Source organism: Bradyrhizobium hipponense, assembly GCF_008123965.1.
Classification (GTDB): domain Bacteria; phylum Pseudomonadota; class Alphaproteobacteria; order Rhizobiales; family Xanthobacteraceae; genus Bradyrhizobium; species Bradyrhizobium hipponense.
In genome coordinates, this window is sequence record NZ_VSTH01000047.1 from 23,660 (window position 1) to 37,903 (window position 14,244).

The following is a 14,244-nucleotide window of genomic DNA, read 5'->3' on the forward strand; positions in this document are numbered from 1 at the left end:
CACGGCGATCTGATCCCTGCCGCGCGACAGGCAGATGCAATTCGTGCTATGCGGGCCGGATGTCCATTTTGGTTCGCACTTTTGCCTGGCTGATCGCCGCCGCCGTGACTTTTTCAACCCTCGGGCCGCCTGGCCTGCGGCCGCATTCCGAGCTCGGCCAGGACGGCGAACATGCGCTCGCCTTCGTCCTGCTCGGACTGGCTTTTGGCCTCGCCTATCCGCACCGCCGCCTGGCAACCGCAGCGGTCGCGGTGGTCCTGATCGGACTGCTCGAGTTGATGCAGTTTTGGGCGCCGGGGCGTCATGCGCGGCTGGAGGATTTTCTGGTCGACGCGCTCACGGCGTGCCTCGGCTTTGCGCTCGCGGCTACCGCCGATTGGGTCATGACGCGCTTTCGCGCAAGCCAGGCCGTCACAAGCGAAGGCCCCGCGGAGTGACACTCCGCAGGGCCAGATCTGTTTCGCCGACGGGCGCCTCGATCAGTCGATAATTTTGACGACGCGGCGTGTCTGCGGCTCGACGATGACGCGCCGGTCATTCACGACCGCGTAGCGGTACTCCGTGTAGTTTGGCACGGGGCGCAGCACCACGGTCGGAGGCAGCGGCTCGCCGACCACGACGCGCTCGTGAACCACCACTGAATTATCGCGCGGGATTCCGCCGAGAATCGCATTCGGGATTTCGAGGCCCGCGCCCACGGCCGCACCAACTGTGCCGCCGACCATCGCGCCGACCGGGCCGCCGATATCGCCGCCCGCGCGTGCGCCGCTCCTGGCGCCTTCTTCGGTCGTCGACTGAGCAAAGGCTGCACTTGACGCCAGCAGCGAGGCGGCAGCCAACGAAATCGCAAGACGGGTTTTCATGTCCTCGGTCTCCAGTGTTTGTTATGCGTTTTCAACCCGCGGGGTCCGGTCGTTGTTCCGGTTCCCGCGCGGCGAAAGGTGCATGGCACCGAGGAACGTTCCGGGTAACGATTTACGGCGCGGCGATTTCGTGGCCGGCCATCAGTTCCAGCGCGCGCAGCATTGCGGAGTGATCCCAGGCCTTGCCGCCATGCGCGGCGCAGGACGAGAACAGCTGCTGCGCCACAGCCGTGCTCGGCAGCGACAGGCCGAGCGTGCGCGCGCCCTCGAGGGCGAGGTTGAGATCCTTCTGGTGCAGCTCGATACGAAAGCCCGGATCGAAATTGCGCTTCACCATACGCTCGCCATGCACCTCCAGAATCCGCGACGAGGCAAAGCCGCCCATCAGGGCCTGCCGGACCAGCGCGGGATCGGCGCCGGCTTTCGATGCGAACAGCAGCGCCTCGCTCACCGCCCCTATCGTCAGCGCGACGATGATCTGGTTGGCGACCTTGGTCGTCTGGCCGTCGCCATTGGCGCCGACGCGGGTGACGTTCTTGCCCATTTTGTCGAACACGGACTTCATGGTGTTGAAGGCGCGCTCGGGTCCGCCGACCATGATGGTGAGGCTGGCCGCCTTGGCACCGACCTCGCCGCCCGACACCGGCGCATCGAGATAGTCCGCGCCCAGCGCCTCGATCTTCCTGGCGAACTCCTTGGTCGCCAGCGGCGAGATCGAGCTCATGTCGACGACGATCTTGCCCTTGGAGATGCCGGCGGCGACGCCGTCCTTGCCGAACAGCACGGCCTCCACATGCGGCGTGTCCGGCACCATGATGATGACCGCATCCGCCTTCTCGGCAACCTGCATGCCCGAGTTGCAGGCAACACCGCCCGCCGCAATCAGCTCGGGCGCGACCGGCGCGACGTCATGCAGCAGGACGCGATGGCCAGCGCTAAGGAGATGGCCGGCCATCGGCCGTCCCATGGTGCCAAGTCCGATGAAGCCGATGTCGATCATGGTATTTTCCCTCAGTTGTGTTTGCAAAATTCATCCGCGCGCGCGGTGCACCTCTCCCGCTTGCGGGAGAGGTCGGCGCGTCCGGGCGATGCGAAGCATCGTCCCGCGCGCCGGGTGAGGGCTCTGTCCACTGGGGGATTTTCTCGGCGTGCTTCAGCAAATCCCGTTGCGGAGACACCCTCTCCCCACCCCTCTCCCGCAAGCGGGAGAGGGAGCGCACCGCGAGCGTGGCTAAAGTTCGCTACGTCTCAAACGTCTGCGCCGCGTGCCAGGACAGGCCTTCCAGCGTCGTGGTGCGCGGCTTGTATTCGCAGCCGATCCAGCCGCGATAGCCGATAGCGTCGAGATGGCGGAACAGGAAGGGATAGTTGATCTCGCCGGTGCCGGGTTCATGCCTGCCCGGATTGTCGGCGAGTTGGATATGGGCGATGCGGGACAGATATTCCTGCATGGTGCGGGCGAGATCGCCCTCCATGATCTGCATGTGATAGATGTCATACTGGATAAAGAGGTTGTTCGAGCGTACCTCGGAGACCAGCTGCACCGCCTGCTCGGTGCCGCTCAGGTAGAAGCCGGGAATGTCGAGCGTGTTGATCGGCTCAACCAGCAGCTTGATGCCCTCCCGCGCCAGGGTCGAAGCCGCAAAGCGCAAATTCCCGACCAGCGTCTCCTGAAGCTCGCGTGGATCGGCATCATCAGGCGCGATGCCGACCAGGCAGTTGAGCTGCTCGCAATCCAGCGCCTTGGCATAGTCGATCGCGCGGAACACGCCATCGCGAAATTCGGCGACACGATCGGGCAGGATCGCGATGCCGCGCTCGCCCGCCGCCCAATTGCCGGCGGGCAGATTATGCAGCACCTGTGTCAGACCGTGAGCTTCAAGCTGCTCGCGCAGCTGCGCCTTGTCGAAATCATAGGGAAAGAGATACTCGACCCCGCTGAAGCCTGCGGCCTTGGCCGCAGCGAAGCGGTCGAGAAACGGCATCTCGTTGAAGAGCATGGTGAGATTGGCGGCGAATTTCGGCATGATGCGGTCTCCCTATTCCGCCGGCTGAAGCACGCCGGGTCGCGTGGTTGCGACCTCGTCGAGCGGCAGATCCAGCACCTCCTCGAATTCGACGACGTTGTCGATCTCCGTTCCCATCGCGATGTTGGTGACGCGTTCGAGGATGAACTCGACCACCACGGGCACGCGGTGCTTCGCCATCAGCTCGCGCGCGGTTGCGAACGCCGCCTGCGAGTCCTTGGGATCTGTGACGCGGATCGCCTTGCAGCCGAGTCCCTCGGCGACCGCGACGTGGTCGACGCCGTAGCCGCCGAGCTCCGGTGCGTTGATGTTCTCGAACGAGAGCTGGACGTGATAGTCCATGTCGAAGCCGCGCTGGGCCTGGCGGATCAGGCCGAGATAGGAATTGTTCACGACGACGTGGATATAGGGCAGATTGAACTGCGCGCCGACCGCGAGCTCCTCGATCAGGAACTGGAAGTCATAATCGCCGGAGAGCGCGACGATATCGCGATCCGGGCATGCTGCGCGCACGCCGAGCGCGGCGGGCAAGGTCCAGCCGAGCGGTCCCGCCTGTCCCGCATTGATCCAGTTGCGTGGCTTGTAGACGCCCAGGAATTGCGCGCCGGCGATCTGCGACAGGCCGATCACGGTGACATAGCACGTGTCGCGGCCAAAGGCCTTGGTCATCTCCTCATAGACGCGCTGCGGCTTGATCGGAACATTGTCGAAATGGCTCTTGCGCAGCATCGAGCGCTTGCGGTCGCGGCAAGCCGCGGGCCACGCCTGGCGCTCGCGGAGCCTGCCTGACCGCCGCCACTCCCTGGCGACGGAGACGAAGAGCTCGAGCGCGGCTTTGGCGTCCGAGACGATGCCGAGATCGGGATTGAATACCCGCCCGATCTGGGTTGGCTCGATATCAACATGCACGAAGGTGCGGCCCTTGGTGTAGGTCTCGACTGAGCCGGTGTGGCGGTTGGCCCAGCGGTTGCCGATGCCGAGCACGAAATCGGATTCGAGCATCGTGGCATTGCCGTAGCGGTGACTGGTCTGAAGACCGACCATGCCGGCCATCAGCACGTGGTCGTCGGGAATGGCGCCCCACCCCATCAGCGTCGGCACCACCGGCACGTTGGCAATTTCGGCAAATTCGACCAGCAGATCCGAGGCATCGGCGTTGATGATGCCGCCGCCCGCCACGATCAGCGGCCGCTCGGCGGCATTGAGCATCTCCAGCGCCTTCTCGACCTGCTTGCGGGTCGCGGCCGGCTTGTAGACCGCCAGCGGCTCATAGGTCTCGTCGTCAAACTCGATCTCGGCGAGTTGCACGTCGACCGGCATGTCGATCAGCACCGGCCCCGGCCGGCCCGAACGCATGACGTGAAACGCCTGGCTGAACACGCGCGGCACCAATGCCGGCTCGCGCACCGTGACCGCCCATTTGGTCACCGGCTTTGCGATCGATTCGATGTCGACGGCTTGAAAGTCCTCCTTGTAGAGCCGCGCCCGCGGTGCCTGCCCGGTGATGCAGAGGATCGGAATGGAATCGGCGATCGCCGAATAGAGCCCGGTGATCATGTCGGTGCCGGCCGGCCCCGACGTGCCGATGCAAACACCGATATTGCCGGCCTTGGCCCGCGTATAACCTTCCGCCATGTGCGAGGCGCCCTCGACATGGCGCGCAAGGATATGGCGGATCGAACCGCGCTTCTTCAGCGCGGAGTAAAGCGGATTGATCGCTGCCCCGGGAACGCCGAAGGCAGTGGAGATGCCCTCTTTCTCCAGAATACGGACGGCTGCATCGACAGCTCGCATCTTCGCCATATCGGACCTCGCTCAAGTTGCGTCAGCGAGCGAGATCATCGGATGCGCAAGATGCGATCTCAACGAGATCGATTTTATTTTCCACGATGCGGCAGCCGTGGAAAAATAGTGGGCCTCTCAATCGGTTAGATCGAGAGGCGCGTGAAAGCGATCACTCGAACAGCGGCGCCAGCTCCATCTGCGGCACCAGCACCAGGCCCTTGTCGGTGATGCGAATTTCCGGAATAACCGATAGCGGAATCAGATTGAAGCCCATGTAGGGGATGGTGCAGCCCGCCTCCGCCCATTCGGTCTTCAGCACCTTGACCTGTTCGGCCACCTCCGTGACGCGCTTGTCAGAGAGCAGCCCAGCGATCGGCAGCGGCACCAGCGCCCTCACCTTGCCGCCGGCGACGACGCAGACGGCGCCCTGATGCTCCTTGATGGCGGTGATCGCCACCTGCATATCGGGCTCATTGGTTCCGGCGACGATAATGTTGTGGCTGTCATGCCCGACGCTGGAGGCGACCGCGCCGCGTTTCAGGCCAAAATCCTTGAGCAGGCCGTAAGCGACGTTGCCGGCCGATTTGCCATGGCGCTCGACCACCGTGACGAAGCACAGGCCGTAGCGCGCGAACAAGCTTGGCCAGTCTTTTGCGGGCTCGATTCTGAGCTTCTCGTGGATCAGCGTGATGCCGGGCAGCGCGGTCTTGATCGCGTTGACCGTGCAGGCCTTGGCCGGCAGCTCCGGCGTCAGCTTCAGCTTTTCCGGCAACTTGACGGTCGCATACGCCGCCTTTGGATATTGATAGCGCTGCGACAGGGCCTGGTCGAGCAGCTTGGTGATCTTGCCGCGCTCGACCACGAGCTCGCCGCCATACCAGGTGCATTGCGGCTTCAGATCGTCGTTCAGCAGCACGAGATCGGCGCGGCGGCCGCCGCCGAGCCCGCCGATATCGCTATCCATATTGAAGCGCGTCGCGCCATGCAGCGAACCCATCGACCAGGCTTGCTCGGGTGACATCCCGGCCTTGACGGCCTCGCGCACCACCCAGTCCAGGCCGAACAGCAGGAGATCGTCGGCATCGCGGTCGTCGGTGCACACTGCGGTGCGCTTATGCGAAGCGCCGAGCTCGGTGATGGTGCGGATCGCCTGCGGCAGCGAGTGCCATGGCGTGGTCGGCGGTCCCCCACGCAGAAAAACCCAGACACCGGCATCGAGCAAATCGTCGGCGATGTCGCGATCGATCGCCTCATGAGTGTCGGTGACGCCGGATGCCGCATAGGCAGCAACGAATTCGCGGCCGTAGACGTGACCGGACACTGGCCGTCCGCGCTTCAGGGCGGCGGCTAGGATCGCGTGGCTGCGTTCGTCGCCCATGGTGACCGGCACAAAATCCATCTTCTCGCCGAGCGCCACGGCTTCGGGCCAGCGGTCGAACAGGCCGGCGATCTTGTCCGGCGTGAGATCGCCTCCTGCCGTCTCGAGCTCGGCCGAGGTTGCGGGCACCGTGCTCGGCACGGTCAGGAAAATCGAGAGCGGCGCCTCGCGCGCATCCTCCAGCATTGCCTCGACGCCGGCCACGTCCATGACGTTGCCGATCTCGTGGCTGTCGCAGAAAATCGTGGTGGTGCCGTTGAGAAGCGCGGCCTCGGCATAGGCGCAGGCCGTCACCATCGAGGATTCGATGTGGATGTGCGGATCGACCAGTCCCGGCGCGATAATGCCCCCGGCCGCGTCGTAAACCGCAACGTCGCTCCACACCTTCTTGGCCGCGCCGGCCGGCTTCACCGCAGCGACCCGCCCGCCCGTGATCCAGACTTCGCGTCCAGGATGAATGCGCTCCGAATAGGTCGAGAGAACCCGCGCGCCCGTGACGACAAGGTCGGGCGCGAGCCGCGCGGAGGCGACATCGGCCAGACGCCGGGTCATCGAATGCAGCGGGGCGACGGTGAAGCGGGTAAGTCTGGTCATCAGAGCCCTCGCGTGGCGTTACGGCCCAGCGATGGTTACGCCCCGCACCCAACCGGGCAAGCTCAAATATAACGGCACGTCCTGCTTACGCTTTAGGCGCCGAACCGGCCGCCGACGCCGACCTTGCAGGTCTGCGCGAGTTCCGCCGTCTCGGCGGCGATGCGACAGCGGGCTTGACCCGTATCCGCATCGACCTGCCCTTCGACTCGTCAATCTCGAAGGAATTGGTCTTTCGCACGAGGTCGCTCAGCTTGCGGAAGCCGAAGGTCCTCGGATCGAAATCGGAAGCCAGATTGGCAAGCTGCCGCCCGACCTCGCCGAGCGTCACCCAGCCGTCCTCACTCTCCATCTGGGTGATGACCTTCTTGATGATGGGCGTCGCGGCGTCGGGGGGCTGGAGCGATGCCGACCTTGAGGCAGCGTCCTGGGTGTTCGCCGGGGCGGCAAGCAGGTTCTCCGTGTAGACGAACCTTCGGCAGGCCTGCCGAAAACTTTCCGGCGTCTTGTGTTCGCCGAAGCCAAAGACATCGACGCCCTGCTCCCGGATGCGGGCGGCAAGACGAGTAAAGTCGCTGTCGGAGGAAACCAGGCAAAAGCCGTCGAACCGGCCGCTGTGAAGCAGATCCATGGCGTCGATCACCAGCGTGATGTCGGAGGCATTCTTCCCCGTCGTGTAGGCGAACTGCTGCTGGGGAATGATGGCGTGCTTCGACAGGATGTCGGCCCACGCCCTGGATCGCGCATGGGAGAAGTCGCCGTAGATGCGGCGAACGCTGGCCTCGCCGATCTTGGCAATCTCCTCGAACAGTCCATCCGCGATCTTTGCGGAAGCATTGTCGGCATCGATCAGGACCGCAAGACGGGGCGAACGGAGTTCAGAAGGCATGATAGTCCCCACGAGATGAACGCGGCGTTGGAAGATAAGTAGGCGGGACGGCTAGGGCGCGTACTCATAAATCCAGTTCTGTGGGCGCGATCCCGAATGTCCGCTTCGCTCCGAAAGCGTGGGACTTGGCGGCCCAGCGCATTAGCGCCAGCGCAACAGCCGCAATGCATTGGCGGTGACAAGAACGGTGGCGCCCGTGTCGGCCAAGATTGCCATCCAGAGCGAGGTGACGCCGAATACCGTGCTAATGAGAAAGACGGCCTTGAGACCAAGCGCAATAGTGATGTTTTGCCAAATGTTGGCGAGCGTCGCCCGCGAAAGCATCACCAACTCGGCCACCCCGAGGACGCGATTCTTGAGCAGCGCCGCCTCTGCCGTCTCCAAGGCCACATCGGTCCCGCTGCCCATCGCGACGCCAACGTCAGCGGTCGCCAACGCCGGAGCATCGTTGATGCCGTCGCCGATCATCGCGACCGGCCCTGTTTTCTTGAGGTCATTGATGGCGGCGAGCTTGGCCTCCGGAAGCAGCTCGGATTGAACTTCGAGGCCGAGAGCGCGCCCAATGGCAGCGCCCGTGCGTCTGTTGTCGCCAGTCAGCAACACGGTCCGAATGCCAAGCGCGTTCAGGCATGTTAGGCCGGAGGCCGCGTCCTCGCGGGGCTCGTCGCGGAGGGCAACCAGACCGATCGGGCGCTTCGAAAGAAGAATGACAACGACCGTCTTACCTTCGGCTTCGAGTGGCTCGACCCGCGCCGAAACCTCAGCGGACGCTCCGACTTCGGCGGCGTAACGAGGCGAGCTGACCGATACGAAACCCTCCTTCAAGCGCGCCGTCACGGCCTTGCCCGGGACGGCGGTGCTGCCCCCGAAGCTTTGTGGGATTGCAAGCCCGCGCGCCTCTGCCGCGGCCGTGATCGAAACGCCCAACGGATGGCTTGACCCACGCTCGACCGCCGCTGCCTTTGCCAGAACGTCGTCTTCTGTACCTTCGATTGCAATTATATCGGTCACTTTCGGCTTACCAACCGTAAGGGTTCCGGTCTTGTCGAAAGCAATCGTTTTGACCTTACCGAGCGTCTCTAAAGCGGCCCCGCCTTTGATGAGAAGCCCACGCCGCGCGCCTGCTGCGAGTCCAGACGCAATCGCGGAGGGCGTTGAGATCACCAGCGCACAGGGACAGGCGATGAGCAGCGTTGCCAAGCCTCGATAAATCCAGGTGTACCAATCGGCTCCAGCGAAAAGTGGTGGTCCAACGATGATAAGCGCAGCGACAGCCATGGCGGCGGGCGTGTAGGTGGCAGAGAATCGATCGATGAAGCGGGCGGTGGGCGCCCTGGAGCCTTGCGCCTCTTCGACAAGGTGGATGATGCGCGCGATGGTGTTGTCGGTAGCCGTGTGGGTCAGCCGAAGTCTCAGTGCGCCGTTGGCATTGATGCTGCCAGCGTAAACTTGGTCGCCAACGCCCTTTGCGACCGGAACAGACTCGCCCGTAACGGGCGCTTCGTCGACCTCGGACTGACCTTCGATGACTTCTCCGTCAGAAGGCACCCTGTCGCCCGGTCGAACGACCGCGATCTCGCCCAGGCACAACCGCTCAACAGGCACCTCCCGAATTTGGCCAGCCTCCTCAATGCGGGCGGTGCGCGGCACGAGATTGATGAGAGTGTTGATGCCTGCCCTCGCACGCCCGGCTGCGACCCGCTCCAAAAGCTCGCCCACTGCAAACAGGAATAGGACGACCGCTGCTTCTTCCGCCGCGCCGATGGCGATTGCTCCGCTGGCCGCCACTGTCATCAGAGTTTCGATGCTGAACGGGGTGCCCGACAATGCTCCGACAGCCGCGCGACGCGCGACGGGAACAAGGCCGAGAAGCGCCGCGGCGCCGTAGGCCCAAAACGAAAGTTCGGGCCTTACAATCGACATCGCGAACGCAATCGCAATCGCCGCGGCGACGCTGACCGCCATTGCTCCGCTGCGGGTCTTCCACCAGGGCTGTTCGCCGCGTTCCTGGTCGTTGAGCGGCGAAGCGCCCGAACTGATTCCGCTCAACGCCTTCGGCGTGTAGCCGAGGGCCCGGATTTTGTTTTCAATAACCTCTTGCGATGTTCGGTTCTCGTCGAGCCGCACGGACAGCGTCTCGGTCGAATAATTCATGCTGATGTTGCTGACGCCCGGCAACCGCTTGAGCGCACTCTCGACTTTGATCGCGCAGGCGCTGCAATCCATGCCTTCCACGCGCATGTTGAGCGCGTTGGCAGGAGCTGCAGCGACTTCACTCGATTCCATGGCGTAACCTCATTGCTCGACGCTCAGCAGCCGGGCGTCGAGGAGCAAACGCGATCTCCCGGCTTATTTGGCAGCCTTCGCCGCAGGAATATCGGGCGTTCGGGTCGCTCGCGCTCGACGCTGAGCCGTGAGCCATGTGCTAACAGCTAGCACAATCACGATGCCTTGTGCCGCCAGCGCCTCCGATGTGGGATTAAGGCCAAGCATTTCTAAGACGCGACCAGCCGGTGCCGCTGTGGAAGGCACTATCAGTTGTTCCTGAAATTCCTGAAGGCCGTCACCGATAAACTTGATGGCCATGACGAACAAAAACGCGGAGCTCACAAGGAATACCGCGCGCAAAGGCAGCTTCTTCGCAGCTTTTTCAATGAGGACGAACAACAGGCCGAGCACAAGAGCAGCCGTCAAAAGCCCGCCAACGAGCCCGGCGGACCAGCCTCCTTTGCCGGCGAGGACATGGATAAATAGGACCGTCTCGGCTCCCTCGCGAAACACAGCGAAAAAAGACAATAGCATTACAGCAACCCTGGTGTCGGCCGTGTTCGCCCGATCGGCCTGCTCGCGCAAGTAAGCTTGCCACGCACGTGGGTCCTGCCGGACCGCGAGCCACCCGCTGACAAAGAGCATGAGGCCCGCGGCGACAAATATCACCACGCCTTCCATGACATCGTTGTGCATTCCCGCGTTGAAGATTTCAAACGCCCAGGCCGCCCCAAGACTCGCCAGAACGCCCACGCCGGCGCCCCAATACAAGCTTGCGACCCGGCCAGCACCGCCGGTCTTTTGCAGATAGGCGGCAAGCGCCGCGATCACCAAGATGGCTTCGAGGCCTTCGCGCAGGAGGATGAGAGCGGACTCGAAAAATGCGCTGGTCATTTGTGGCTCATTCTTCAGGTTATCGCACGGGTTAGATAGACCGATCAGGCGTCCCCGTCAGCCAACGTTGCTTAGAAAACGTCTAAATGCCGCAACAAAGAAGAAGTGAAATCAGCTGCTGGCATCTGCCTCGGTGCGCCTTCGCAGGTTGATCGTTTCGCCCGGCACGTGATTCAGGCTCCCAAACCGGAGCCTCGAATCATGCGCTACGAACCTAGCGACTCTGAATGGGCCGCAATCAAGCCGCTCCTGCCGAACAACCGCGCGGCGTGCCACGGGTGAACGACCGGCGCGTGCTCAACGGCATCTTCTAGGTACTGCGTTCGGGTGCGCCGTGGCGGACCTTCCGGAGATTTTTGACCCTTACACAGAGCCGATCTGCTGCAGCCACCACCTTTATCGTTCGCGCAATTTGGTCGAGCGGTTCTTCAACAAGATCAAACAATGTCGGCGGGTCGCAACGCGCTACGACAAGCTCGCGGTGAACTACCTCGCCTTCATCCAGCTCGCGTCAATCAGGCTTTGGCTCCGCGTTAATGAGTCCGCGCCCTAGTCCTCGTTCGCCTTGAAACGACCCATCCCCTTCAGCACGAATGGGGCCAGCAGCGCAACCAGCGCGATGCCGAGCAGCGTCGCCGAAATCGGGCTCTGGAGCAGCGTCACGGGATCTCCGAGGCTGATTGCGAGCGCTCTGCGCAGCTGGCTCTCTGCGATCGGGCCGAGGATCAGGCCGACCACGACGGGCGCGATCGGAAAATCGAACCGGCGCATCAGAAAGCCGAGCACGCCGAAGCCGGCGAGCATCGACAATTCGACCACCGACGGCTTTGCGGCAATGGTGCCCATGGTCGCGAACACGAGGATGCCGGCATAGAGCCATGGCTGCGGGATCGCGAGCAGCCGGACCCACAGTCCCACCAGCGGCAGATTGAGCACCAGCAGCATGCAATTGGCGATGAACAGGCTTGCGATAAGGCCCCAGACGAGGTCAGGCCGCTCGGCGAACAGCAGTGGTCCCGGGTTGAGGCCGTATTGCTGGAAGCCCGCCAGCATCATCGCGGCCGTAGCCGAGGTGGGCAATCCCAATGTGAGCAGCGGCACCAGCGTGCCGGCGGCGGAGGCGTTGTTGGCGGCTTCCGGTCCCGCGACGCCTTCGATCGCACCCTTGCCGAATTCCTCGGGGTGCTTGGTCAGCCGTTTCTCGGTCGAATAGGACAGGAAGGTCGGGATCTCCGCGCCGCCCGCGGGCAGCGCACCGATTGGGAAGCCGAACATGGTGCCGCGCAGCCACGGCTTCCACGACCGCTTCCAGTCTTGCTTGGTCATCCACAGCGAGCCGCGCACTGGCTCGAGCTTCTCCTCGGTGTGGTGGCGGCGCGATGCGACGTAGAGCGCCTCGCCCACCGCGAACAGGCCGACCGCAAGCGTCGTCACCTCGACGCCATCGAGCAGTTCGGGCACGCCGAACGCAAGCCGAGCCTGACCGGTCAGCTTGTCGATGCCGACGAGGCCCAGTGTCAGACCGATGAACAGGCTGGTCAGGCCGCGGATCGGGGAATCGCCGAAGGTCGCCGACACCGTGACGAAGGCGACGCACATCAGCGCGAAATAGTCTTCAGGCCCGAAGCGCACCGCGAAATCGACCAGCCACGGCGCGAGAAAGGCGAGGCCGATGGTTGCGATGGTGCCGGCGACAAACGAGCCGATCGCGGATGTCGCAAGCGCCGGCCCACCGCGACCGGCCTTGGCCATCTTGTTGCCTTCGAGCGCGGTCGCCATGGACGCGCTCTCGCCGGGCGTATTGATGAGGATCGCAGTGGTCGAGCCGCCATACATGCCGCCATAATAGATGCCCGCAAACATGATCAGCGAGCCGCCAGGGTCGAGCTTGTAGGTCACCGGCAGCAGCAGCGCGACCGTCAATGCCGGGCCGATGCCGGGCAGAACGCCGACAGCGGTGCCGAGGAACACGCCGATCAGGGCATAGAGCAGATTCATCGGCTGGACAGCGACCGCCATGCCGTGGGCCAGCGCGGCAAAGGTGTCCATCACAGCAGTCGCTCCAGCGGGCCGGCGGGAAGGCTCAGCGTCAACAGCCGATCGAACACGAGATAAATGAGGGTCGACATCACGACGGCGATGATGGAGTCGACGACGACGGCGCGGCGCCCGAATGCCGCCGACGTCGTGACGAACAGCGCCGATGTCGCCAGAATGAAGCCGCCGCCAAAGCCGACGATGGCGATCAGAAGCGTAAGGCCGACGAGGATCAAGACCACAGGCACGGGATCGGCGCTCTCACGCGCCGGCAGATTGCCGCGCAGCGCGTCGATGAAATTGCCGATCGCAAGCAGCGCAACGCCGGTTGCGACCACGACCGGCATCGCCTCCGGCCCCATCCCGTACATCGCGGTGGTTTGCAGGCCGCGCGCGTCCCATAGCAGCACCGCGGCAAGCACCGCGAGTAACGCGGCAATGACGATGCCGGCGCGGTCGACGCGCCGCGGCGTCTGCACGGGATCGCCTGAGGTCATGACTTGACCAGGCCGACTGACCTCAGGACGTCGGTAACGCGAACCGTTTCCTTCTTCAGGAAGTCGGCGAAGGCGTCGCCGCCGAGATAGGCGTCCTCCCAGCCCTTCTGCTTGAGGATCTCCTTCCAGGCGTCCGATTTCACCATCTTCTCGACCGCATCGCTCAGCGTCTTGCGCTGCTCCGGCGTGATGCCGGGAGGGGCGACCACCGAGCGCCAATTGGCGATCACGAGGTCGATACCCTGCTCCTTGAAAGTCGGGATGTCGCTGCCAGCGATGCGCTTCTCCGAGGTCACGCCGATCGCGCGCAGCTTGCCGGACTTGATCTGCCCATCATATTCGCTCAGCCCCGAAATGCCCGCGGTGACCTTGCCGCCGAGAATGGCGGCGAGCGACTCGCCACCACCGGAGAACGGGATGTAGTTGATCTTCTTGGCGTCAGCGCCGACGGCACCTGCGAACAATGCCGCCATCACATGGTCGACGCCGCCGGCGGAGCCGCCTGCAAAGGTCACCTTGGCGATATCGGCCTTCACCGCCGTGGCCAGATCCTGCGCCGTCTTGATCGGTGAGTTCGCGGGAACCACGATCACTTGGATTTCCTCGGTGAGGCGCGCGATCGGCGTCACCTGCTCGAGCGTCACCGGCGACCTGTTCATGGCGAGCGCGCCCACCATGACGAAGCCGTTGACCATCAGCTGGTTGCCGTCGCCCTTGGCGCCGTTGACGAACTGCGCGATGCCGACGCTGCCGCCCGCACCGGGAACGTTGATGACCTGGACGCTGCGCGCAACGCCCGCGGCAACCAGCGCCTGCTGCATCGAGCGCGCGGTCTGGTCCCAGCCGCCGCCCGGCGCCGCCGGGGCCATCAACTTGAGCTCGAGCTGCTGGGCCAAGGCCGGCGTGGCTGCCGCAAGGGTCAGCGCAACGGCTGCGCCGACAAGGCGCATGGGAAATTGAAACATCGGGGCATTCTCCAGGGCTCGTGCGGACGTGTTGATCGTTTGCCGCATTG

Annotated in this window: 12 protein-coding genes and 2 pseudogenes; 3 read left to right on the top strand and 11 right to left on the bottom strand. The window is 63.9% G+C overall.

The annotated features are described in order from the left end of the window. Positions 1–59: 59 nt before the first annotated feature. The gene (locus FXV83_RS14140; RefSeq protein WP_148739872.1) at positions 60–437 is read left to right on the top strand and encodes a VanZ family protein; all 378 of its coding nucleotides are present in this window, start codon (positions 60–62) and stop codon (positions 435–437) included. Positions 438–479: 42 nt separating this feature from the next. Here the strand turns inward: FXV83_RS14140 and FXV83_RS14145 are convergent, their stop codons facing one another. The 8 genes from FXV83_RS14145 to FXV83_RS14180 all read right to left on the bottom strand — a co-directional run bounded on the left by FXV83_RS14145 (position 480) and on the right by FXV83_RS14180 (position 10,695). Continuing rightward, a complete protein-coding gene (locus FXV83_RS14145; protein ID WP_148739875.1) occupies positions 480–863 on the bottom strand; it encodes a DUF1236 domain-containing protein in 384 nt (127 codons plus the stop codon). A 112-nt stretch (positions 864–975) separates the two neighbouring features. Next, positions 976–1,863, bottom strand: a complete 888-nt coding sequence (locus tag FXV83_RS14150; protein ID WP_148739877.1) for a 2-hydroxy-3-oxopropionate reductase — start codon at positions 1,861–1,863, stop codon at positions 976–978. Positions 1,864–2,104: 241 nt separating this feature from the next. Next, the gene (gene hyi / locus FXV83_RS14155) at positions 2,105–2,890 is read right to left on the bottom strand and encodes a hydroxypyruvate isomerase (RefSeq protein ID WP_148739879.1); all 786 of its coding nucleotides are present in this window, start codon (positions 2,888–2,890) and stop codon (positions 2,105–2,107) included. A gap of 12 nt (positions 2,891–2,902) precedes the next feature. Next, positions 2,903–4,693, bottom strand: a complete 1,791-nt coding sequence (gene gcl / locus FXV83_RS14160; RefSeq protein WP_148739881.1) for a glyoxylate carboligase — start codon at positions 4,691–4,693, stop codon at positions 2,903–2,905. Positions 4,694–4,844: 151 nt separating this feature from the next. Continuing rightward, complete coding sequence (locus FXV83_RS14165) at positions 4,845–6,647, bottom strand: adenine deaminase (protein ID WP_148739883.1); 1,803 nt, start codon at positions 6,645–6,647, stop codon at positions 4,845–4,847. A gap of 85 nt (positions 6,648–6,732) precedes the next feature. After that, complete coding sequence (locus tag FXV83_RS14170) at positions 6,733–7,533, bottom strand: NYN domain-containing protein (protein WP_148739885.1); 801 nt, start codon at positions 7,531–7,533, stop codon at positions 6,733–6,735. 141 nt (positions 7,534–7,674) lie between these two features. Further along, a complete protein-coding gene (locus FXV83_RS14175; RefSeq protein WP_235939555.1) occupies positions 7,675–9,819 on the bottom strand; it encodes a heavy metal translocating P-type ATPase in 2,145 nt (714 codons plus the stop codon). A gap of 63 nt (positions 9,820–9,882) precedes the next feature. Further along, a complete protein-coding gene (locus FXV83_RS14180; RefSeq protein ID WP_148739887.1) occupies positions 9,883–10,695 on the bottom strand; it encodes an FTR1 family iron permease in 813 nt (270 codons plus the stop codon). A gap of 201 nt (positions 10,696–10,896) precedes the next feature. Between FXV83_RS14180 and FXV83_RS45420 the strand changes: the two are divergent. Next, positions 10,897–11,006, top strand: a pseudogene (locus FXV83_RS45420) (IS5/IS1182 family transposase); the annotation flags it as partial. 80 nt (positions 11,007–11,086) lie between these two features. Further along, positions 11,087–11,248: pseudogene (locus FXV83_RS44025) on the top strand (IS5/IS1182 family transposase); the annotation flags it as partial. Here FXV83_RS44025 and FXV83_RS14190 read toward each other — a convergent pair. Genes FXV83_RS14190 through FXV83_RS14200 form a run of 3 tightly spaced genes read right to left on the bottom strand, consistent with a single transcriptional unit; the run spans position 11,245 to position 14,194 of the window. After that, positions 11,245–12,744 (bottom strand): tripartite tricarboxylate transporter permease, encoded by a 1,500-nt coding sequence (locus FXV83_RS14190; RefSeq protein WP_148739889.1) that lies wholly within the window; start codon positions 12,742–12,744, stop codon positions 11,245–11,247. The pseudogene FXV83_RS44025 and the gene FXV83_RS14190 sit on opposite strands and share 4 nt — an antisense overlap. After that, positions 12,744–13,229 (bottom strand): tripartite tricarboxylate transporter TctB family protein, encoded by a 486-nt coding sequence (locus FXV83_RS14195; protein ID WP_148739891.1) that lies wholly within the window; start codon positions 13,227–13,229, stop codon positions 12,744–12,746. The genes FXV83_RS14190 and FXV83_RS14195 overlap by 1 nt, the downstream gene beginning before the upstream one ends. Continuing rightward, positions 13,226–14,194, bottom strand: coding sequence for a Bug family tripartite tricarboxylate transporter substrate binding protein (locus tag FXV83_RS14200; protein ID WP_187435890.1), 969 nt, complete (start codon positions 14,192–14,194; stop codon positions 13,226–13,228). Before FXV83_RS14200 ends, FXV83_RS14195 begins: the two co-directional genes overlap by 4 nt. Positions 14,195–14,244 lie beyond the last annotated feature (50 nt).

Coding starts and splice junctions, on each gene's coding strand:
- FXV83_RS14170 (WP_148739885.1), bottom strand. CDS start 7,533: ATGCCTTCTGAACTCCGTTCGCCCCGTCTTGCGGTCCTGATCGATGCC.
- FXV83_RS14190 (WP_148739889.1), bottom strand. CDS start 12,744: ATGGACACCTTTGCCGCGCTGGCCCACGGCATGGCGGTCGCTGTCCAG.
- FXV83_RS14200 (WP_187435890.1), bottom strand. CDS start 14,194: ATGTTTCAATTTCCCATGCGCCTTGTCGGCGCAGCCGTTGCGCTGACC.
- gcl (WP_148739881.1), bottom strand. CDS start 4,693: ATGGCGAAGATGCGAGCTGTCGATGCAGCCGTCCGTATTCTGGAGAAA.
- FXV83_RS14175 (WP_235939555.1), bottom strand. CDS start 9,819: ATGGAATCGAGTGAAGTCGCTGCAGCTCCTGCCAACGCGCTCAACATG.
- FXV83_RS14140 (WP_148739872.1), top strand. CDS start 60: ATGTCCATTTTGGTTCGCACTTTTGCCTGGCTGATCGCCGCCGCCGTG.
- FXV83_RS14195 (WP_148739891.1), bottom strand. CDS start 13,229: ATGACCTCAGGCGATCCCGTGCAGACGCCGCGGCGCGTCGACCGCGCC.
- FXV83_RS14165 (WP_148739883.1), bottom strand. CDS start 6,647: ATGACCAGACTTACCCGCTTCACCGTCGCCCCGCTGCATTCGATGACC.
- hyi (WP_148739879.1), bottom strand. CDS start 2,890: ATGCCGAAATTCGCCGCCAATCTCACCATGCTCTTCAACGAGATGCCG.
- FXV83_RS14145 (WP_148739875.1), bottom strand. CDS start 863: ATGAAAACCCGTCTTGCGATTTCGTTGGCTGCCGCCTCGCTGCTGGCG.
- FXV83_RS14180 (WP_148739887.1), bottom strand. CDS start 10,695: ATGACCAGCGCATTTTTCGAGTCCGCTCTCATCCTCCTGCGCGAAGGC.
- FXV83_RS14150 (WP_148739877.1), bottom strand. CDS start 1,863: ATGATCGACATCGGCTTCATCGGACTTGGCACCATGGGACGGCCGATG.